The sequence below is a fragment of the Dactylosporangium sp. NPDC005572 genome, from assembly GCF_040605515.1.
In the GTDB taxonomy this organism is placed as follows: domain Bacteria; phylum Actinomycetota; class Actinomycetes; order Mycobacteriales; family Micromonosporaceae; genus Dactylosporangium.
The window spans coordinates 1-19,632 of the sequence record NZ_JBEXCY010000217.1; the positions used below are offsets into that span (position 1 = coordinate 1).

The 19,632-nt window shown below is 73.0% G+C and carries 20 protein-coding genes; 11 read left to right on the plus strand and 9 right to left on the minus strand.

Annotated elements, in window-relative coordinates; all coding sequences use genetic code 11:
- Window positions 1–46 precede the first annotated feature (46 nt).
- From ABZS66_RS51225 to ABZS66_RS51255, 7 genes are all read right to left on the minus strand, one after another.
- Complete coding sequence (locus tag ABZS66_RS51225; RefSeq protein WP_354770406.1) at window positions 47–1,447, minus strand: endo-1,4-beta-xylanase; 1,401 nt, start codon at window positions 1,445–1,447, stop codon at window positions 47–49.
- A 205-nt stretch (window positions 1,448–1,652) separates the two neighbouring features.
- Window positions 1,653–1,826, minus strand: a complete 174-nt coding sequence (locus ABZS66_RS51230; RefSeq protein WP_354770408.1) for a hypothetical protein — start codon at window positions 1,824–1,826, stop codon at window positions 1,653–1,655.
- Window positions 1,827–1,857: 31 nt separating this feature from the next.
- Window positions 1,858–2,769, minus strand: coding sequence for a PmoA family protein (locus ABZS66_RS51235; protein WP_354770410.1), 912 nt, complete (start codon window positions 2,767–2,769; stop codon window positions 1,858–1,860).
- Window positions 2,766–3,818 (minus strand): Gfo/Idh/MocA family oxidoreductase, encoded by a 1,053-nt coding sequence (locus tag ABZS66_RS51240; protein ID WP_354770412.1) that lies wholly within the window; start codon window positions 3,816–3,818, stop codon window positions 2,766–2,768. The genes ABZS66_RS51235 and ABZS66_RS51240 overlap by 4 nt, the downstream gene beginning before the upstream one ends.
- A gap of 13 nt (window positions 3,819–3,831) precedes the next feature.
- The gene (locus tag ABZS66_RS51245) at window positions 3,832–5,487 is read right to left on the minus strand and encodes an extracellular solute-binding protein (RefSeq protein WP_354770414.1); all 1,656 of its coding nucleotides are present in this window, start codon (window positions 5,485–5,487) and stop codon (window positions 3,832–3,834) included.
- A 53-nt stretch (window positions 5,488–5,540) separates the two neighbouring features.
- Window positions 5,541–6,383 carry a carbohydrate ABC transporter permease gene (locus tag ABZS66_RS51250; RefSeq protein ID WP_354770416.1) on the minus strand — a complete coding sequence of 281 codons (843 nt, stop codon included), beginning with the start codon at window positions 6,381–6,383 and terminating at the stop codon, window positions 5,541–5,543.
- A complete protein-coding gene (locus ABZS66_RS51255; protein WP_354770418.1) occupies window positions 6,380–7,354 on the minus strand; it encodes an ABC transporter permease subunit in 975 nt (324 codons plus the stop codon). The genes ABZS66_RS51250 and ABZS66_RS51255 overlap by 4 nt, the downstream gene beginning before the upstream one ends.
- A gap of 252 nt (window positions 7,355–7,606) precedes the next feature.
- On the opposite strand from ABZS66_RS51255, the gene ABZS66_RS51260 reads away from it, so the two are divergent.
- Window positions 7,607–8,644, plus strand: a complete 1,038-nt coding sequence (locus ABZS66_RS51260; protein ID WP_354770420.1) for a LacI family DNA-binding transcriptional regulator — start codon at window positions 7,607–7,609, stop codon at window positions 8,642–8,644.
- A gap of 93 nt (window positions 8,645–8,737) precedes the next feature.
- A complete protein-coding gene (locus tag ABZS66_RS51265) occupies window positions 8,738–9,226 on the plus strand; it encodes a DinB family protein (protein ID WP_354770422.1) in 489 nt (162 codons plus the stop codon).
- Here ABZS66_RS51265 and ABZS66_RS51270 read toward each other — a convergent pair.
- The gene (locus tag ABZS66_RS51270; protein ID WP_354770424.1) at window positions 9,223–10,080 is read right to left on the minus strand and encodes an alpha/beta hydrolase; all 858 of its coding nucleotides are present in this window, start codon (window positions 10,078–10,080) and stop codon (window positions 9,223–9,225) included. The two genes, ABZS66_RS51265 and ABZS66_RS51270, sit on opposite strands and share 4 nt — an antisense overlap.
- 132 nt (window positions 10,081–10,212) lie before the next feature.
- Between ABZS66_RS51270 and ABZS66_RS51275 the strand changes: the two genes are divergently transcribed.
- The 8 genes from ABZS66_RS51275 (at window position 10,213) to ABZS66_RS51310 (ending at window position 18,235) form a co-directional block, all read left to right on the plus strand.
- Entirely contained in the window at window positions 10,213–12,138 is a 1,926-nt protein-coding gene (locus ABZS66_RS51275; RefSeq protein WP_354770426.1) for an Hsp70 family protein, read from the plus strand.
- Window positions 12,135–12,404, plus strand: coding sequence for a hypothetical protein (locus ABZS66_RS51280; protein WP_354770428.1), 270 nt, complete (start codon window positions 12,135–12,137; stop codon window positions 12,402–12,404). Before ABZS66_RS51275 ends, ABZS66_RS51280 begins: the two co-directional genes overlap by 4 nt.
- Window positions 12,405–12,487: 83 nt before the next feature.
- The gene (locus ABZS66_RS51285) at window positions 12,488–13,027 is read left to right on the plus strand and encodes a sigma-70 family RNA polymerase sigma factor (RefSeq protein WP_354770430.1); all 540 of its coding nucleotides are present in this window, start codon (window positions 12,488–12,490) and stop codon (window positions 13,025–13,027) included.
- Window positions 13,024–13,329 (plus strand): hypothetical protein, encoded by a 306-nt coding sequence (locus ABZS66_RS51290; RefSeq protein WP_354770432.1) that lies wholly within the window; start codon window positions 13,024–13,026, stop codon window positions 13,327–13,329. Before ABZS66_RS51285 ends, ABZS66_RS51290 begins: the two co-directional genes overlap by 4 nt.
- 63 nt (window positions 13,330–13,392) lie before the next feature.
- A complete protein-coding gene (locus ABZS66_RS51295; protein WP_354770434.1) occupies window positions 13,393–15,375 on the plus strand; it encodes a dynamin family protein in 1,983 nt (660 codons plus the stop codon).
- 82 nt (window positions 15,376–15,457) lie between these two features.
- Window positions 15,458–16,144 (plus strand): C39 family peptidase, encoded by a 687-nt coding sequence (locus ABZS66_RS51300; protein WP_354770436.1) that lies wholly within the window; start codon window positions 15,458–15,460, stop codon window positions 16,142–16,144.
- Window positions 16,137–16,688 (plus strand): hypothetical protein, encoded by a 552-nt coding sequence (locus ABZS66_RS51305; protein ID WP_354770438.1) that lies wholly within the window; start codon window positions 16,137–16,139, stop codon window positions 16,686–16,688. The genes ABZS66_RS51300 and ABZS66_RS51305 overlap by 8 nt, the downstream gene beginning before the upstream one ends.
- Window positions 16,685–18,235: a dynamin family protein gene (locus ABZS66_RS51310; RefSeq protein WP_354770440.1), complete on the plus strand. Its 1,551-nt coding sequence runs from the start codon at window positions 16,685–16,687 to the stop codon at window positions 18,233–18,235. Before ABZS66_RS51305 ends, ABZS66_RS51310 begins: the two co-directional genes overlap by 4 nt.
- Window positions 18,236–18,254: 19 nt before the next feature.
- Here the strand turns inward: ABZS66_RS51310 and ABZS66_RS51315 are convergent, their stop codons facing one another.
- On the minus strand, window positions 18,255–18,704 hold the full coding sequence (locus tag ABZS66_RS51315) for a hypothetical protein (protein WP_354770442.1): 450 nt from the start codon (window positions 18,702–18,704) through the stop codon (window positions 18,255–18,257).
- Window positions 18,705–18,857: 153 nt separating this feature from the next.
- Here ABZS66_RS51315 and ABZS66_RS51320 point away from each other — a divergent pair, with 153 nt between their 5' ends.
- Window positions 18,858–19,625 (plus strand): PAS domain-containing protein, encoded by a 768-nt coding sequence (locus tag ABZS66_RS51320; RefSeq protein ID WP_354770444.1) that lies wholly within the window; start codon window positions 18,858–18,860, stop codon window positions 19,623–19,625.
- The last annotated feature ends 7 nt before the right edge of the window (window positions 19,626–19,632 follow it).

Genomic DNA, 19,632 nt, shown 5'->3' on the forward strand with positions numbered 1-19,632 from the left:
GCGGAGGCTCCACGGTCGCCTCCGCGGCGGCGGTTCCCGGGGTGTGTCAGGCGGCCGTGCAGGTCGGCGTGAGCGTGCCGGCCGTGCCGCTGGACTGGAAGCCGAACTCGGTGAACTGCCCCGCGTTGATCTTCCCGTTGTAGGACACGCTGGAGAACGTGACCGCGCCGCTGCTCGCGCTGCGGTTGGCGTTCCAGGTGTTGCTGATGGTCGCGCCGGACGGCAGGGTCAGCCGCACCGACCACGAGTTCGTGCCGGACGAGCCGGCGGTGACCCGGACGGTGGCGACGAACCCGCCCTGCCACTGGTTGATGGAGACGGTGGCGGTGCAGCCGCCGGTGCCCGGGTTCGGGTTGGACGGCGAGGGCGAGGGTGAGGAGGGGTTCGACGGCGACGGCGACGACGGGTTCGACGGCGACGGCGAGGTCGGGTTGCCGCTGTTGAGCGCCTGCAGGACGGCGTCGTAGGCGGCCTTCTTGTTGCCGCTGCCGTCGAAGAGCAGCGGGGTGCCGCTGGCGCGCCACGAGTCGCTGTCGCGGATGCCCCACACCGTGATGCCGGTGCAGCGCGAGACGTTCAGGCAGGCCTGGGTGACCGTGCGGAAGTTGTTGGCCTGCGCGGTGCCGGAGCCCTCGATGTCCAGCTCGGTGATCTGCACGTCGACGCCGAGGTTGGCGAAGCGCTGCAGGTTCGCCTGGTAGTCGGACGGGACCGGCGACTGGGGGTTGAAGTGCGACTGGAAGCCGACGCAGTCGATCGGCACGCCGCGGCTCTTGAAGTCCTGGACCATCGCGTAGACGGCGTTGGACTTCGCGTTCTGCCCGTCGGTGTTGTAGTCGTTGTAGCAGAGCTTGGCGCCCGGGTCGGCCGCGCGGGCGGCGCGGAACGCGGCCTCGATCCAGTCGTTGCCGGTGCGCTGGAGGTTCGAGTCGCGCCGCGCGCCGGTGCCGCCGTCGGCGAACGCCTCGTTGACCACGTCCCAGGCGTAGATCTTGCCCCGGTAGTACGTGGCGACCTGGGTGACGTGGTTGAGCATCGCGTTGCGCAGCGCGGTGCCGGAGAGGTTGTTGACCCAGCCGGGCTGCTGCGAGTGCCACGCCAGGGCGTGCCCGCGCACCCGCATCCCCTGTTGCTGGGCGCGGGCGACGATCTGGTCGGCGCTGCCGTACGAGAAGCTGTTCTGCGACGGCTCGGTCGCGTCCCACTTCATCTCGTTCTCGGGCGTCACCATGTTGAACTCGCGGTTCAGGATGGTGCTGTACGTGCTGTCGCTGAGCTTGTACGCCGCGACCGCGGTGCCGAAGTAGCGGCCCTTCTCGGCCGCCGAGGCGCCGAGCGTCGACGCCGCGTTCGCGGTGGTCGCGAGGCTCACCACGACGCCGGTGACGAGCGCACCGACGGCCGCGACGGTGATCGCTGCGCGCGACCGCCTCCGGTTCCTGTCCATGCTGTGCCTTTCCAGTACGGTTCGCCTGAGTGCGTTTTCGAAAAACGATTCGGCGGTGGGCGGGGATGAACCCCAGCATTGTCGAATTCGCAATCCCTGTGCAGCGCCGGTCGCCGGGCAATTTCCGGACCCGGCCCGACCAGGCCCGGGAGCGCAAAGAATGCGGTTCCGGGGGACGATTTTCGAAATACTGGAAGTGAAACTTTCAGCGACCGGCGACGATGTTGACGACGTCGTTCAGGGTCTGGCCGGCCGCCCGGGACAGGGTGAGCGCGGCGAAGCCGAGCGCCGCGGCCGCGGCCACGACCACCGGGTCGTCGCCGACGAGGAGGCAGTCGGCCGGGTCGAGCCCGAGCAGCGCGCTGCCGGCCCGGAACACCCGGGGTGGCCGGCGTCGAACAGCACCCCTTTCACCAGGCGGCCAGCTTCTCGCAGGCCGGGGCGTCGAGGTCGCCGTCGGCCACCACCACCGCGTAGCGCAGGGCGAGGGTGGTACCGGCGGCCAGCTCGACGGGGCGCAGGGCGAACGGGGCCGGGCACACCACGGCGTAGACGCCGCTGCGGACGAACCACGGCGTGGGGTGGCCGGGGTTGTCCGGGTGGTCGGCGAACACGAGCGTCGACGACGCCCCGTCCTCGTCGTGCCGGCCGGTGAAGGCGAGCCAGGGCGCGGACGTGCCGTTGAGCTCGTCGGCGCCCTCCGCGGCCGGCGTGCGCACGGTGCCGCCGCTGAAGCTGCGCGGGCCGCGCCAGAACAGGCCGCTGTAGGCGGCGCCGGCGCGCCCCTCCGTCTCCGGGCTGCCGATCGCCAGGTCCGCGCCGCTGACGTTGCGCAGCTCGGTCGCCACCTCGAGGCGCCAGGCCCCGGCGTCCGGCCGCACGGTCACCGCGAGGCGGCGGCGCTCGGCGAGGACGGGCCCGCCGTGCTCCGCGGTCCAGTCGAGGCGCTGCACCAGCAGTACCGCCGCATCGTCCGCGGACATCGCCTCGAACCCGGCGTGGACCTGGCTGCCGTTGTTGGGCAGCTGCGCGTAGCCGCCCAGGTCGCGCAAGTAGGTCGGGCCGCCCCAGAAGTTGTCCCGCCCGACGTTGCTCAGCGCGATCGACAGGCCCTTGTGCCAGACGTGGTCGTGCGGGCGGTACAGGCTGACCTCGCGCCCCGACAGCGTGCGGATCGGGTGCAGGTACGGCTTCGGCGACTCCACGCGGGCGTCCCACGGCCGGTGGACGTAGCGGAACAGCTCGCCGCCGCGCCACGCCACGCGCAGCGACCGGTCGTGCTCGTGGGTGAGCGCCAACCCGGCGGGAACAGGTTCGGTCACGGTGCCTCCCAAGGCGGGCCGGAGCCCTGCATGCGGTCGTAGAAGGGGCTGCCCGGCCCGACGTCGGCGGGCCGGGCCGGCCGGCCGGTGAAGGCCGACGCGTAGATGGCGGCGACGAGGCTCAGCGTCCGCCGGGCCTCGGCGGCGGTCACCGGCAGCGGCTCGCCGGCCTCCAGGGCGTCGAGCACCGCCGCGAACTGTGCCCGGTGCCCGCTCGGGCCGGCGGGGCCGCTCCATTCCGCCGTGACCACGGCCTCGTGACCGGGCGCCGGGGTGACCCGCCAGTTGTCGTCGCCGTAGCCGTACAGGTGGGTCAGCTCGACGGTGGCCCGCTCGAAGTCGAACCGCAGCCGGCTCTCCTCGCGCGGGGACAGCACGCTGTTGACCACGCTCGCCACGGCGCCGCTCGCGAACTCGACGAGCGCGAGCGACAGGTCCTCGGTCGCGACCCGGCGGGCCTGCCGCCGGGCCACGGCCCGCACCTCGGTCCACTCGCCGAGCACGGCCAGCAGCAGGTCCATCTGGTGGATGCCGTGGCCCATCGTCGGTCCGCCGCCCTCGGTGTCCCAGTTGCCGCGCCACGGGACGTCGAAGTACTCCTGCGGCCGGAACCAGCTCGTGTCGCACTGGGCGACGAGCGGGCGGCCGAAGTCCGCCGCCCTGAGCCGCTGTACCCCGGCGCCGAAGCGGTGCTGGAAGACCGTGGCGACCGGGCCGGCCGCGGCGAGCTCGTCGAACTCCCGCAGGGTCAGCGTCGGCGGCTTCTCGATCAGCACGTGCGCGCCGGCCGCCAGGGCGGCCCGGGCCGCGTCCAGGTGCGCGCCCGGCGGGGTGCACACGTGGACGAGGTCCGGGCGGGTGGCGGCCAGGACCGCGGGCAGGTCCGCGCCGGCCCGCGGGATCCCGTGTACCGCGCAGAACTCGCGGGCCCGGGCCTCGTCGATGTCCACCCCGGCCACGACGGTGACCCGGTCGCCGAGCTCCCGCAGCGCCTCGACGTGGATCCGGGCGATGTTGCCGGTCCCGACGACCGCTGTCCGCACGCTCACCTGACGTGTTCGCTCACTTGACGCCGAGCTTCTGCAGCTGCTCGGTGAACTCCTGGCGGACCTTGTCGCCGCCCTGCGACCGCCAGTTCTTGATCATCTCGTCGAGGTAGGTCAGCGGCTGGCGGCCGGCGATGATGTCGTTCTGGCCGTTGTTGACGATCCCGCCGAGCACCGGCTGCTTGCGCGACCACTCGTCGGAGAAGAGGCCGTTGGCGATCACCGGGTCCGGGACCGAGGTGCCGATGACGGCCTTCTGGTACTCGTACGACGTCTTCGTCGCCTCCGGGTTGCCGGGGATGAAGATGGCGTCGGGGGCGTCGACGATGTACCGCACACCGAGCGCGGTCTGCGTGACGCCGGCCTGCGTGTAGACCGGCCCGCCGTTCTGCATGGTGTAGTGGGTGCCGGCCACGCCGTAGCGGCGGAACAGGAACTCCGCGGTGCCGAACGGGGCGGCCAGGTAGTTGCAGAGGGTCAGCAGCTCCTTGACGCGGCCCTTGTCGGCCTTCTTGAACACGGTGAAGTTGTTCGTGGCGCCGGCGCTGGACTGCCAGGTCGGCGCCCAGCCGCCGCCGTCGTACTTCGGCGGCCGCATCCCGCTGATCTTGAAGGCCGGGCCGGCGACGTTCTCGGCGTAGTACTGCGGCCAGGCCGTGTACCGGTCGGCGGTGAGCACCGCCTCGCCCGCGTTGAACCAGCGCTTCGTCGGCGCGTTGCCGGCGAAGCTGTCCGGGTGGACGACGCCCTCCTTGTACATCGCCACCACGTCCGACAGCGCCTTGCGGAACTCCTCGCTCTCGACCTGGTGGGTGAGCTTGGCGCCGTCCCACCTCCAGCCGTTGGGCCCGCCGAGCATCTGCTGGACCAGGAACATCAGGCCGCCGGCGTTGACGATCGCCCAGCGGTTCGCCTTGGCGTCGGTCACCTTGCGGCAGAAGTCGCGGAACTCGGCGAAGCTCTTCGGGTCCGGGTCGGCGCCGACCTTCTGGACGATGTCGTCCCGGCGGAACATGAGCGTGCCGGCGACGCCGCGGGGGACGGGCACGCCGTAGATGCCGCCGTTGTACACACACTGCTTCCAGGCGGCGGTCGAGATCGCGGCGAGGTTGGGGTACTCCTTGACCGCGTCGCCGCCGAGGTACTCGGTGAGGTCGGTGCACTTCGTCGCCATCCACTGCGGCAGGTTGCCGATGCCGGCGGGCACCCCGTTGGGCAGGAACAGCGCGGGCACGATGAGGTCGGGCAGGTCGTCGCCGGTGATGAGGGTGGAGAACTTCGCCGCCATCTCGGCGCTCGGCGTGATGGTGAGCTTCAGCTCGGTGCCGAGCCGTTTGTCGAGCTCCTGCCAGAACGGGTTGTTCTCCTTGGGCGGCGGCACCGGCGAGCCGGTGAGCACGAACGCCGACACCGTGCCGCCCGTGAGTGGCGGGCCGGTGAACTGCTGCACCGGCGGGTCGGGGTAGGACAGGAACGCGTCGAGCAGGCCGTCGGCGTTGCCCGGCAGGTCGGGCTTGACCACGGTCGACGGCGCGTAGGCGGGCAGCCTGACGCCCTGGTTGCGTTCGGTGGTGTTCTGGTTGTCGGCACCGCCGTCGCCGCAGGCGGCGAGCAGCGGGCCGCTCACGGCCGCGGCGGCGGCGCCGCGCAGCAGCGTTCGTCTGGTCAGCATGGCTCTCCTTTGCGAAGTCTTTTGCGAAGCCTGTTGCGAAGCCTTTTGCGAAGTCAGCCCTTGACGGCGCCCACCAGGACGCCCTTGGTGAAGTGGCGTTGCACGAACGGGTAGACCAGCAGGATCGGCACGATCGAGATGACGAGGATCGCCATCTGCAGCGCCTCCTGCGGGGGCAGGCTCCCGGCGCCGACCTGGTCGACGCCGAGCTGCTGCTGGTTCACGACGTAGGTGCGCAGGACGAGCTGGACGGGCCATTTGGCCGCGTCGTTGAGGTACAGCAGCGCGGTGAAGAAGGCGTTCCAGTAGCCGACGGCGTAGAACAGGCCGATGACGGACAGCACCGCCTTGGACAGCGGCAGCACGATCCGGGTGAGGATCTGCCAGTCGCCGGCGCCGTCGATGCGGGCGCTCTCCACGAGCTCGGCGGGGATCTCCATGAAGAACGCGCGCAGGATCACGACGTTGAACGCGCTGACCACCGCCGGCAGGATCACGGCCCAGTAGGAGTCGAGCAGGCCGAGGGTGCTGACGGTGAGGTACCCCGGGATGATGCCGGGCGTGAACAGCAGCGCGCCGACGACGAGCGTGAGCACCGGCCGGTGCCCGAGCGAGCCCGGCCGGCTGAGCCCGTAGGCCAGCAGCGTGGTCGTCGTCAGGCTCAGCGCCGTGCCGACGGCCGTGATGAAGACGCTGACGCCGACGGCCCGGGGCACGACGCCGCCGGTGAACAGCGCCTCGTAGGCGGCGAACGTGATCTGGTCGGGGATGATGACGAAGCCGCCCTCCCGCACGATCTGCTCGCGGGTGGAGAGGCTGGTGGCGACGATGCCGACGAACGGCACCACCACCAGCGCGCAGCACAGGGTCAGGAGCAGGGCCTTGAGGGCTTTCACCGGGGGCTCCGCTGGTAGAGGCCGGGCTCGCCGAACGCGTGGGCGAGCTTGTTGGCGCCCAGCACCAGCACCACCCCGACCAGGCCCTTGACCAGCCCGACGGCGGCGCTGACGCCCCAGTCGCCCATGACGACACCGTGGTTGTAGACGTAGGTGTCGAGGACCTCGCTGGCGTCGACGCCGACCGCCTGCTGCTGCAGGAGGATCTGCTCGAAGCCGACGGTGAGCGCGTCGCCGAGCCGCAGGATGAGCAGCAGGACGATGACGCTGCGCAGCCCGGGCAGCGTGATGTGCCACAGCTGGCGGGCCTTGCCGGCGCCGTCGACGGACGACGCCTCGTAGAGCTCCGGGTCGATCCGCGACAGCGCGGCCAGGAACAGGATCATCGCCCAGCCGGCCTCCTTCCACAGGACCTGGCCGGTGACGAGCTCCTGGAACACGGCGGCGTTGCCGACGATGTCGAACGTGGCGAGGTCGTGGCGGCGCAGGAACGTGTTCAGCGGGCCGCTGCCGCCGAGCAGCTCGTTGAAGATGGACACGACGATCACCCAGGACAGGAAGTGCGGCAGGTACAGCACCGTCTGCACGATCCGCTTCCACCGCTCGGTGACGAGGCTGTCGAGCAGCAGGGCCAGGGCGATCGGCACGGTGAAGACCACGCCGATCTGCAGCAGCATGATCACCAGGGTGTTGCCCAGCGCGGTGACGAACTGCGGGTCGCCGCTGGTCAGCACCTCGAAGTTCGTCCAGCCGTTCCATGGGCTGTGCAGGATGCCGAGGTACGGCTGGAAGTCCTGGAAGGCGATGACGTTGCCCAGCAGCGGCAGGTAATGGAACGTGAGCAGCACCGCCAGGCCGGGCACCGTGGCGAGCAGCAGCACCCGGTCGCGGCTCAGGCGGTACCACTGCGGCCGTTGGTTGTCGACGCTGCGCGTCGCTGCCGGTGCGGGCCGGCGTTGCGTCTGGGTCAAGGCCCGTTCCCTTCGCTGGGCAGGGGTGATCAGCCGGGGCTGGGCGGGCCCCGGCTACGGAAAGATTCCAGAAATGTTTCCTCACGCTACGATCGACGCCCGTCTTCGTCAATGCCTGTCGATCTGTCCGTCGAGCGGGCGTCAGCCGTCGCGGTGTCACTGAGCGCGGCGGTCGTGGGGCACTTCGCCTGAAGGTGGGCGCGGCCTGAGCGACCGGCGTCGATATTGACGTGACGTGCTTAGAATGCCGTCGTGGCTGGGAACAACGCGCACGAGCAGCGATCCAGGCGGCGCCGCGGTGAGGTCACCGTGGCGGCCATCGCGGAGCTGGCCGGGGTGTCGCCGCCGACCGTTTCGAAAGTTCTGAACGGTCGGGCCGGCATCGCCGTCGACACCCGCGAGCGGGTCGAGGCCCTGCTGCGCGAGCACGGCTACCGCCGGCCGGAGGCGACGAGCCCGTCGAAGAGCGTCGAGGTGGCGTTCTTCGGCCTGGAGAGCCACCTCGCGATGGAGATCATGCGCGGGGTCGAGGAGGTCGTGCGCGACCGCGGCCTGGCCGTCGGGTTCACCGACCTGCAGGCCCGCGGCAGCGCCGGGCGGCTCACCGCCGACCGCCTCGTCGCCCGCCGCCCGGCGGGTGTGATCGCGGTCCACTCGGCGCTCAGCCCGCGGCAGTACGAGCAGCTCACGGCCAGCGGCATCCCGCTCGTCGTGCTCGACCCGACCGGCGAGCCGATGCATCCGACGCCGTCGGTCGGCGCGACGAACTGGAGCGGCGGGATCGCCGCCACCCGGCACCTGCTCGACCTGGGCCACCGGCGGATCGCGGTGATCACCGGCCCGGTCGAGTACCTGTGCGCCCGGGCCCGCCTGGAGGCCTGCCGGGCGGCGATGGACGCCGCCGGGGTGCCGTTCGACCCGTCGCTGGTGCGCAACGGCACGTTCTGCTTCGAGGACGGCCTCGCGCTGGGGCTGTCGCTGCTGCGGCTGCCGGACCCGCCGACCGCGATCCTGTGCGGCGACGACCTGCAGGCCCTGGGCGTCTACGAGGCGGCCCGCCAGCTGGGCGTCGCCATCCCGGACCGGCTGAGCGTGATCGGCTTCGACGACATCGAGGTCACCCGCTGGTGCGGCCCGCCGATGACCACCGTCCGCCAGCCGTTCGCCGAGATGGGGGCGGCCGCGGCCCGCATGGTCCTGGCGCTGGCCGCCGGCGAGGAGCCCGACCCGGGCCGCGTCGAGCTGGCGACGACCCTCGTGGTCCGCGGCAGCACCGCGCCGCCCCGCTGAAATGTTGCCGTGATCGGCGCGAAAGTTTCACGGAGTCCGCTCGTCGCCGATTGGACCGATGGAGGTTGGCGGCGCCCGCCGTACCGTGGCGGGATGGAGCGCTGCGAGGAGTGCGGTTTCGACTATGCCGGTGTCGCGGCCGGGGAGGTGTCGGAGCGGCTGCGGGGGTTCGGTTCGCGGTTCGGGGCGGCGCTGGCCGGGGTGGCTGACCCGCGGCGGCGGCCGGCGCCCGCGGTGTGGTCGCCGCTGGAGTACACCTGCCACGTCCGGGACGTGTTCGTGGTGCAGGGGGAGCGGCTCGCCCTGGGGCTGCGCGAGGACCGGCCGGAGTTCGTCCCCATGGGGCGGGAGGAGCGGGTCGTCGCCGACGCCTACAACGACCAGGAACCCTCGCTGGTGCTGGCCGCGCTGTCGGTCGCGGCGTCGGCGCTCGCGGCTTCGTTCGCGGTGCTGAGTGCCGCCGAGCTTGCGCGGACCGGGCGGTACCCATGGCCGGAGCCGGCCGAGCGCACACTGCTGTGGCTCGGCCGGCACACGGTTCACGAGGGCGAGCACCATCTGCTCGATGTGACTCGCTTCTAGCAGGCGTTGCTGCGGAAGTCCGACACCGCGACGCCCGAGAAGCCGCAGGTATACGGGGTGAAGCGGGAGTCCTGGTTCAGCCAGCGCTTGAACCAGGCCACCAGGGCGCGGGACAGGGTGGCGTTCGTCGACTGCGGGAAGAAGTGGCTCGCCCCGGTCAGCTCGACGTACGACTTCGGACCCGCGAGGGTGTTGTAGAACGGGATCGAGTGGGACGAGACCGGGGCGATCGTGTCGGACTGGCCGCCGACGATGATGACCGGCTCACTCACGTTGTTCCACGTCTTGTCGCTGTTCCACGGCGCGATCGGTACACCGGCTTTGACCAGCCCGGTGGTGTCCGCGGCGAGCGCCTCCAGGGTGCCGCCACCGCCCATCGAGTGGCCGGCGACACCGCGGCGGCTGCCGTCGGCCCGCGCACGCACCGCGGACGACGACGAGTTGACGGCCCAGTTCAGCGCGGCGAGGAGCTGGCTGCCGCGGCTGGCGGGCTGGTCGTAGATGCTGTTCGTCTCGATGCCGACGACGACGAAGCCCCACGACGACAGCCGCGGCCCGATCCAGCTCAGGCTGGACCAGGTGGCGGTGAAGCCGGGGGAGATCGCGATCACCGGGTACCGGCCGGCGGTGGTCGGGTAGTACACGCGGCCGCCCCCGAAGCCGCTGACCAGGCTGGAGATGCTCTCGGACGTGGTGGCGAAGCTGCCGTTGCCGGTGATGTTGCTGGCGGTCGGTGCCTGGCCGATCTCGTCCGCGACGGCCGGTGCGGCGGCGGCCGTGATCCCGGCCCCCATGAGCGCGAGCACCATGGCGGCACGGACGAGGAACCGGGTGGCGGGGTGTTGTCGTTGCAAGGCGGGACTCCCTCTGACTCGGGGTCTTACTTCGACGTCCGTCAGTGTGTGCGGCCCGCGGCCCACCGGGGATCGGCGAAATCACCGGTGTTCCCGATGGCGTTCCGCACCCATGATCGGCAGACTCCCGCCATGGCCAGTGGCGCACGCACCGTCGTCCAACAAGTCCGCGGTCTGGCCAAGGAGGAGGCGGACCGGCTCGGGCACACCACACTGAGCTCCGCCCACGTGCTGCTCGGGCTGTCCCGGCTCGGCGAGGGCAACGGCTGGCGGGCCCTGGAGATCATGGGTGCGAACCTCGACGCGCTGCGGGCCGAGGTCGCCGGGGCCGGCTGGGTGCTGCGCAACGACGCAGACCGCATCCTCAAGCCCCTGAACGTCGGCCTCGGCCTGGCCGGCGCCGCCCTGACGCCGGGCGTCGGCACGACCATCGGCACGAGCGTCGGCGCGAGCGTCGGCGCGATCCTCGGCACGACCGCTACCGGCGGGTTCCTGGGACCGGCGATGCTCGCTGCCCTCGCCACGTCCGGCCGCGGCGCGGGCGTCGGCCCCGGCAGCGCCGAGGTGCTGCGGGCGATCGTGGACGATCCCACCTGCGACGGTGCCCGCGTGCTGCAGGGCATGGGCCTGTCGCCCGACGCCGTCCGCCGGCACCTGGCCCAGGCCCAGGGCCGGCCCGCTCTGCCGTCCCAGCCGGCCGATGCGGCGGCGCCCGAGCCGGGCCCCGAGGCCGTGCTCGTCGTGGACTTCGGGACCTCGGCCTCGTCCGCGGCGCTCGTGATCGGCGGGGAGGTACGGCTGATCAAGGAGCCGGCCAGCGGGCTCTATTCGTGGCCGTCCGCAGTGTGCCGGGACGGGGACGGGCTCGTCGTCGGCAGCGCGGCCAACGCGCGGAAGCGGGCGGTGCCGACCGCGTACCGGACCGAGTTCAAGCGCGACCTCGGGCAGGCCGCGCCCGTGCCGCTGGGCGACCGCGAGTACGCGCCGCGGGAGCTCGTCGCGGCGCTGCTGCGGCAGTTCGGCGCGCTCGCCGAGCGGCAGGCCGAGCGGCCCGTGCGCCGGCTGCTGCTCACCGTGCCGGCCAGCCACGGGCCCGGCGACCCGCGGGCCGCGGACCTGGTCGCGGCGGGCGAGGCGGCCGGCTTCGACGAGGTGGAGCTGCTGGCCGAGCCGGTCGCGGCGGGCCTCGGGCCGCTCACCGGCAGCGCGTTCGGCGCCGGCGAGCTGGTGCTCGTCTACGACTTCGGCGGCGGCACCTTCGACGCCGCGCTCATCCGCCACGCCGGCGGCGACCGGCACGAGGTGCTCGGCCACGCCGCCCTCGACGACTGCGGCGGCCGGGACGTCGACGCCGTGCTCGCCGCCCACCTGCGTGACACCGGCGGCGAGGAGTTCACGTCGGCCGTCACGCCGCCCGGGCTCACCGGCGACGCCGCCCTGCGGGCCCGGCTCCACCTCGCCGACTTCGTGCGCGGGCTCAAGCACCAGCTCAGCGAGGCCGACCGGGTCGAGGACTACCCCTCGCCGGCCGCCCCGCCGGTGGTGCTGGACCGCGTGGCGTTCGAGCGGCTGGTCCGGCCGCTGCTCGACCGGACCGTCGACTGTTGCGAGGCCCTGCTCGAGCGGTGCGGCGTGCGCCCGGCGGACCTGACCGCGGTGCTGCTCGTGGGCGGCACGACGCGGATGCCGGCTGTCGCCGACCGGCTCACGGCCCGGCTCGCCCGGCCGCTGCGCCGGCCCGAGGACCCGGACCTGGCGGTCGTGCGGGGCGCCGCCACCCGCGCCGGGGCGGTGCGGACGGTCGCGGCCGACCGGCCCGGGCCGGCCCGCACGCCGCTGAGCTGGGCGGTCCCGACCGGCGGCGGGCTGCTGGTGCGCTGGCTGGTCGAGGTCGACGGGCGGTACGCGCCGGGCGCCCCGCTCGCCCTGGTCCGCACCGCCGACGGCGCGCTGTGGCGGCTCACCGCCCCGGACCGGCCCGGGACGTTGCTCGCCCGGCACGCGGACCCGGGCGACCCGGTGGCCGACGGGGACTGGCTGGTCACGATCTCGGAGTGAGCGGGAACTTTTCCGCGGCGGCGCCGATCAGACCGGGCGACCACCCGACGGGGAAGGAGCTCGACATGCAGGACTGGGACGACGACGGCTTCGCCGACGTGCACGAGGACCACAGCGAACCGGTCGCCGAGGACGATCCGGACCAGCTGCTGGGGACGGCGCTCGACGTCGACGGCCAGACCGAGGACGGCAACCCGGTCGCCTGGTCGACCTCGTACAACGAGTACTACGACACCGTAACCGGCGAGACGGTCGAGCCGAAGTAACCGCTCGTGGGACCGTGTTCCAGGTGGGCGGCGGCTAGCGTGATCACGAGCAGTCGGCGGGCACACGCACGGTCAGGTGACGGGTGGAAGACGAGACGACCCTGGTCACGCGCGGCGCGGCCGGCGACCAGGCGGCGTTCGCCGAGCTCGTCACCCGGCACCGGTCGATGATCCACGCCGTGTGCCTGCGCATCACCGGCGACCCGCAGGCGGCCGCCGACGCGCTCCAGGAGACCCTCATCCGGGCGTGGCGGGGGCTGCCGAAGTTCCGCGGTGACGCCCGGTTCTCGACCTGGCTGTACCGCATCGCGGTGAACGCCGCCGTCGCCGAGGCGCAGCGCGGCGCCGACCGGCCACAGCCCGTCGACCCGTTCGACCTGACCCCGCCGCCCAGCGGCGCGCCCGGGCACGCCGACGCGATCGCCGACCGGCTCGCCGTGCAGGCGGCGCTGCGCCGGCTGCCCCCGCAGTACCGGGCGGCGATCGTGCTGCGCGAGTGCGCCGACCACTCGTACGAGGAGATCGCCGAGATCCTGCAGATCCCGCTCAACACGGTGAAGAGCCGCATCTCCCGGGCCCGGCAGGCGCTCGTGGCGCTGCTGCAGGGGGCGGAGGACGCATGAGCGAGTGGCTGGACATGTCGGTCTATCCCGACCTCGACCCCGACGCGGCGGTGAGCCCGCAGGACCTCGCGGCACTGCGCGACGGCATCGGGGCGCCGGTGCCGCAGCTGCCCGAGGAGGACTGGGCGCACCTGCTCGACGTGGCGTTCGACCCGGGCGAGGACATCGTCGACGTGGCCGCCGACGGCTTCGACGACCCCGGCTACGAGGACGTGCCCGACGTCGAGGACGGACCCGACGGCTCGGACGGCTCGGACGGCTCCTACGACAGCACCGAGCACGACGACGGGGATCTCTGGTGACCGGGAACAATCTCCGGGGCCGGGCCGATCTGAACCGCACCACCACAGGAAAGGGTCTCGGGGATGCGGGATTTCGACGCGGTACGTGATGACGTGCTCGCCCTGTTCGGCGAGCTGACGGACACGGCCCGGCGGCGCGGCGCGACGACGGCCGTCGGCCGGCTCGACGCCGCCCACCAGCGGCTGACCGACGGGCGGCTGACCGTGGTCGTCTGCGGCGAGTTCAAACGGGGCAAGTCCAGCCTGCTCAACGCGCTGCTCGACGAGTGGCGGGCGCCGCTGCTCTTCCCGGAGGCCGGCGAGATCGCCACCAACGCGGTGACGACGGTGTCGTACGGGCCGAAGGAGGAGATCGACGTCCTGGTCGACGCGAACGGCAGGACGGAGACGCTGTCGATCGGCCGTGACGAGATCGCCAGGTACGTCACCGAGAGCGGCAACCCGCACAACACCCGCCGGGCCCGGCTGCTCAGCGTGACCACGCCGAACCCGAAGCTCGCCTCGGGCCTTACGCTCGTCGACACGCCCGGCGTCGGCAGCGTCCACCAGGAGCACACCGCGATCACCATGGCGTTCCTGCCGAGCGCCGACGCGATCGTGTTCGTCGCCGACGCGACCCAGCCGCTGCTGGAGAGCGAGCTGCGGTTCCTCAGCCGCGCCGCCGACGCCGTCGCGGCCGGCGACTCGGCCGACGCGCTGCAGTTCGTGCTCACCAAGACCGACGGCGTCGCCGACTTCACCACGATGCTGGCCAACGCCCGCCGGAAGATCGCCGACACGCTCGGCTGGCCGCTGGAGCGGGTGGTCATCACCCCCGTCTCCGCGCACGCCAAGCGCGACTACCTCGTCGACGGCGAGGACGAGGACCTGGAGCTGTCGAACTTCGTCGAGTTCGAGACCCGGCTGTGGACCGCGCTCGGCCGGTGGCGCGCCAAGCGGCTGCTCGGCGACGCGCTCGGCGAGCTGGAGCGCGGCGCCCAGGGCCTGCAGCTGCCGCTCGACGAGGCGATCGAGGCGCTCGCCGACGAGACCAAGCAGAAGGTCGGCGAGCTCACCAAGCAGGCCGAGGAGCGTCAGGCCAAGCTCAACGAGCTCCAGCAGGGCTCGGCCGGCTGGCGCCGCGACCTCGCCGACGAGCTGGGCGGCATCGGCCGGCAGCTGGCCAACCAGGGCCAGCAGCGGCTCGACAAGGTCTGGCAGGTGTTCAACACCGAGTACCTGCGCGACGACACCTACCTGTACAACCCGGACCGGCTCGTCGGCCAGCTCACCGCCGACGCCGCCCAGGTCATCGGCGAGCTCAACGAGCAGGCCGGCCGGGCCGCCGCCGGCGTGCTGCGGGACTTCACCGCCCGCAACGGCCTCGACCTGGGCCACCCGCAGCTCGGGCAGCTGCCCGACCCGCCGGTGCCGCACCTGGAGGTCCACGGCGACCTGCACGGCGAGAACCGGCCCAACGCGATGAAGCGCAAGCTGCGCGACGCCGGCCTGGGCAGCGGCGTCGGCGCGGCGATCGGCGGGTTCCTCGGCAGCATCCTCATGCCGGGCGTCGGCACCGTCATCGGCAGCGCCCTCGGCAGCCTCTTCGGCAGCGCGGTCGGCTACCGCAGCGGCAAGGTCGACGAGCGCAAGGCCGACCGGCAGTCGCGCCGCAGCAGCCTGCAGAGCGAGCTGCGGCTGCTGGAGCAGGAGCAGCGCCGGCACGTCACGTCGGCGGTGCAGGAGGCGATGCGGGTGTTCACCCGGTCCGTCGTCGCCGAGCTCGACAGCCGCATCGCCCAGGAGCGCGAGACGGTCCGCGACCTGCTGCCGCGGCTCGCCGACGCGCGGCAGGCCACCCAGGAGAAGGCGCGGCAGCGCACCGCCGAGCTCAACGCCGAGAAGGCGCCGATCGTGCGGGCCCGCGGCCGGATCACGGCCCTGACCCGCGACGTCGAGCGCCTGGCGACGGCCACCGCCACCACCACCACGACCGCCACCACGCGTGCGAAGACGGCGCCGACGCAGCGCCCGGCCGCCCACGACGACGACTGGGCCGACGCATGAGCGGTTCCGGAGCGAAGCGGAGGAGGCCGCTCATCATGGGCGCAGTTTGGAGCTCGTGCGGCCGGAGCGGAGCGGAGGTCGCATGAGCGAGTTCGAGAATCTCGCGGACCACCTGCACGACCTCATCGACATCATCACCGGCGACGACGACCACCACCAGGACACCGTCACCGAGCCGCTGCCCGAACCCTCCCACGACGACGACCCGGCCGTCGTGGGCGAGCCGGCCGCGGCGGCCGAGCACTGGCACATGCAGGAGCGCGACGACACCTGCGCCGTCGCCAGCCAGGAGTTCATCCTCGACGAGCTCACCGGCACCGACCACAGCGAGGCCCAGCTCACCGAGCTCGCCGAGGCGCACGGCTGGTACCAGCCCGGCGGCGGCACCGCGATGGCCGACGTCGGCAACATCCTGGAGTACTTCGGCGTCCCGGTGCAGCGCGAGTACGGCGCGACGTTCCAGGACCTCCAGCAGGCCCTCGACGGCGGGCAGAAGGTCATCGTCGGCGTCGACTCCGACGAGATCTGGACCCCCGGCCACGACCCCGACGAGCCGCTCGACGCCTACCCCGGCATCCCCGGCCAGGGCGCCGACCACGCCGTGCAGGTCACCGGCGTCGACTACAGCGACCCGGCCCACCCGGTCGTCGTCCTCAACGACCCCGGCACGCCCGACGGCGGCGGGGAGCGGGTGCCGTTGGAGGCGTTCCTCGACGCCTGGGAGGACTCCGGCAACTACCTGGTGACCGCGGGGAGCGGACATGCCTGAACCGTCGAGCACGCGCACCGGCAAGCTGCTCGCCGACGTGCGGAAGATGCCGCTGTTCCGGCAGCTGGCGCCGATGGAGTCCGGGGTGGGGTGGCCGATCCCGATCCGGCACCGCCCGGCCTGGCACGGCGGGACCGCCGTGTTCCTGAAGCTGCCGCTGTACGGGTACCAGCGCGCCGATGACGGCAAGGGCGCGTCGCTGTACCCGCCGTTCGCGACGCTGACCGTCGACTGGGCGACGGGCCGACCGATGGAGTACGCCGACCTGCGGTACACCCGGCCGTGGGAGATCAGCGGCCGGCCCGGTGCGGTCGGCACGTTCCCGCACGACGCCGTCCGCGGCAGCGTCCGTGAGTACATCGCGGCGAAGGAGGCGCTGCTCGCGCTGTACGACGAGATGCTCGACGCACTCCAGGAGGGTGTGCCGTTCGGGGCCGCCGACGAGTTCGGCGCGGCGCTGTCGCGCCTGATGGAGCCGAGCCTGCTGCCGTACTACCGGATTCTCGGCGGCAAGTTCATCGAGCGTTTCCTGGGCCCCGCATGACGGGCTCGGAGCTGCGGGAACGGGCGCGGGCGGCCTTCGCGACGGCGGGGGCCGCCCTCGGTACCGGCGAACCCCTGCGACCCGTCCGGGAGGCCCTCGCCGCGCACCGGGAGCGGCTCGACGCGCCGATGCGCGTGGCGCTCGTCGGGCGGGTCAGCTCCGGCAAGTCGACGCTCGCCAACGCCATGCTCGGCGGCGAGCTGGCGCCCACCGGCGTCGAGGAGCTCACGTTCAACGTGAACTGGCTGCGGTACGGCGGCCGCCGCGAACTGACCGTGCACTTCCGCGACGGCCGCCGGCCCGAGCGCCGCGACGCCGCGGAGCTGGCCGAGCTGACCGTGCGCGCCCGCGACGGCGACCGCGAGCGGCAGCGCCTGCTCAAGGCCATCGACTACCTGGTCATCACCGATCCCAACCCGTACCTCAAGGCGTTCGACCTCGTCGACACGCCCGGCCTCGACTCGGTGTTCCACAACGACTCGCAGAACACGCTGCGGTTCCTCGGCCGCACCGGCGACGAGGTGCGGGCCGCGTCCGAGGCGCAGGCCAGCAAGGCCGACGCGCTCGTCGTGGTGTTCGCCCGCGGGCTCGCGGCCAACGAGGAGGAGCTGCTCGCCGACTTCGTCGGGCCCGGGTTCGGCGGCAGCGGGCCGATCACCACGATCGCCGCGCTGACCAAGGTCGAGCTGGCCTGGCCGCAGCACCCCGACCCGATGGCCGAGGGCCGGCACCTCGCCGAGCGGGTGATGGCCGCGGCCAGCGCCCGGCGCGTCCTCTACGACGTGCGGCCGGTCGCCAGCCTGGTCGGCGCGGCCGCGGCCACCTTCACCGAGGACGAGTTCGGCTCGCTCGCCGAACTGTCCACGATGGACGCCGAGGCCCTGGAGAAGCGGCTGCGGCGCGGCCCGTACTTCGCCACCCGCGAGTACGACGACGTGCCCGTGCCGCCGGAGCGCCGGGCGCCGCTGCTGCGCCGGTTCGGCCAGTACGGCATCGCCCTGGCGGCCGGGCTGCTGCGCGACGGCGTCGCCGACCCGGCCGCGCTGCGGGCCGAGATGACCGCCCGCAGCGGCATGACCGAGTTCAAGCGGCTCCTCGTCGACCACTTCGGCAACCGCGCCGACCTGATCAAGGTGCGCGGCATGCTCGACCACGTCTACCACCTGCGCGACGGCATCGCCGACCGGCTCCCGCCGCGCGACCGGATGACCCTGCTCGACGCCGTCGGCCCGCTGCTGTCGCTCGACCACAACGAGCACGCGTTCAAGGAGCTCGACGTGCTGCGCCACTACTACGACGGGGAGCTGACCTTCACCGAGCAGGACGCGGCCGACCTGCTGCGGGTCACCGGCGAGCACGGCACCAGCCTGCCCGCCCGGCTCGGCCTGCCACCCGGCGCCTCCCGCGACGAGCTCGCCGCCGCCGCCCGCGAGCGGCTCGGCGGCTGGGCCGAGCGCGACCTCGACCCGGCCTACTCCGGCCGCAGCCGCCGCGCCGTGCAGATCCTGCGCCGCAGCTACGAGCGCCTGGTCGGGACGATCCGATGACCACGCCGCGGCGCGCGGGTCAGCTCCCGAGCGCCCGCAGGGTGACCGCGGCCAGCCCGGCCAGCACCGCACCCGTGTGGCCGGAGCGCAGGCCGGCGGCCCGGACGGCCACGTCGTGGGAGCGGCCGCGGGCGGCCACGACGTCGCCGTCGCGGTAGGTCTCGTACGGCGCCCCGGCCACCGGCGCCACCCCGAACTCGGCGCCGGCCGGCTGCCGGCGGAACCCGGCCCGCAGGTGCTCGAAGACGCTCGGGCCGCCGTGCGGCTGGACGTCGACGGCGGCGCTCGTGCCGTCGGCGAAGCGGACCGTCCAGCCGATGCCGGTGACCGGGTGGCGCAGGTACGCGCTGAGCAGGTCGGGCGGCACGGCGGCGAGCCCGAGCGGGTGACCGACCGGCACCGGCGGCAGGGCGGACAGGTCCGGTGGACCGCCCGGGTCGCCCGGCTGCCGCCTGAATCGTCCGATCATGCGGCCATGGTGCGGCCGGCGGACCTCGCCGTCTTGCGAGTGACGTGGGCCGGACAGACAGCCGCTTGATTGACCGTCCGTCGCCCGTCCGGATGACGGGCGACGGACGGGCGGTCTGGCTCGGCGGTACGCCCGGATGCCAGGATGAGCCTCATGGAGCCCGGGCCACTTGAGTCAGCCATCGAGCAGGCGCCGTATATCCTGATCGTCTGCGAGGGGCCGGACCTGCGCATCGCGGCCCTCAACGGGACCGCCCGCGCGCTGTTCCCCGGCCGTGACCCGGCCGGGAAGCCGATGCGGGACGCCTTCGCCGACCTCGCCGGCCAGCAGTGGATAGATCTCTACGCCCAGGTGTACCGCACGGGCACGGCGATCACCGGGCAGGAGTGGCGGGCCCACATCGCGCTGCCGGACGGCTCCACCAGGGAGCTCTACGCCGACTTCAGCATCACGCCGTGGCGCCACCCGGACGGCGCGATTCGCGGCGTGATCGGCGGCGGCACCGACGTCACCGAGATCGTCCGGGCCCGCCTGGCCGCCGAGCGGCACGCCGAGGAGCTCCAGCAGCAGTACCGGCAGGCGCGCGACGTCGTCGACACCCTGCAGCAGGTCCTCCTGCCCCGCGGCCTGCCGGTCCTGCCGGCCGCCCGGATCGCCGCCAGCTACCTGCTCGCCGCCGCCGACACCTCGGCCGGCGGCGACTGGTTCGACGCCGTCGTGCGCCCCGACGGGAGCGTCGCGCTCGTCGTCGGCGACGTCGTCGGGCACGGCGTGACGGCGTCCGGGGTGATGGGCCAGCTGCGGGCCGTGCTCCAGGACCGCCTCCAGGGCGACGGTGACCTCGGCGCCGCCCTCGCCGCCGTCGACCGGCTTCCGGCGAGGCGGATCGCGACGCTGCCGGACCGGCCGTGCGGCTCGTAGCCGCGGA

Excerpts from the sequence above, each read along its gene's own strand:
- ABZS66_RS51225 (WP_354770406.1), bottom strand. The coding sequence starts at position 1,447 with ATGGACAGGAACCGGAGGCGGTCGCGCGCAGCGATCACCGTCGCGGCC.
- ABZS66_RS51245 (WP_354770414.1), bottom strand. The coding sequence starts at position 5,487 with ATGCTGACCAGACGAACGCTGCTGCGCGGCGCCGCCGCCGCGGCCGTG.
- ABZS66_RS51265 (WP_354770422.1), top strand. The coding sequence starts at position 8,738 with ATGGAGCGCTGCGAGGAGTGCGGTTTCGACTATGCCGGTGTCGCGGCC.
- ABZS66_RS51275 (WP_354770426.1), top strand. The coding sequence starts at position 10,213 with ATGGCCAGTGGCGCACGCACCGTCGTCCAACAAGTCCGCGGTCTGGCC.
- ABZS66_RS51290 (WP_354770432.1), top strand. The coding sequence starts at position 13,024 with ATGAGCGAGTGGCTGGACATGTCGGTCTATCCCGACCTCGACCCCGAC.
- ABZS66_RS51295 (WP_354770434.1), top strand. The coding sequence starts at position 13,393 with ATGCGGGATTTCGACGCGGTACGTGATGACGTGCTCGCCCTGTTCGGC.
- ABZS66_RS51300 (WP_354770436.1), top strand. The coding sequence starts at position 15,458 with ATGAGCGAGTTCGAGAATCTCGCGGACCACCTGCACGACCTCATCGAC.
- ABZS66_RS51305 (WP_354770438.1), top strand. The coding sequence starts at position 16,137 with ATGCCTGAACCGTCGAGCACGCGCACCGGCAAGCTGCTCGCCGACGTG.
- ABZS66_RS51310 (WP_354770440.1), top strand. The coding sequence starts at position 16,685 with ATGACGGGCTCGGAGCTGCGGGAACGGGCGCGGGCGGCCTTCGCGACG.
- ABZS66_RS51315 (WP_354770442.1), bottom strand. The coding sequence starts at position 18,704 with ATGATCGGACGATTCAGGCGGCAGCCGGGCGACCCGGGCGGTCCACCG.
- ABZS66_RS51320 (WP_354770444.1), top strand. The coding sequence starts at position 18,858 with ATGGAGCCCGGGCCACTTGAGTCAGCCATCGAGCAGGCGCCGTATATC.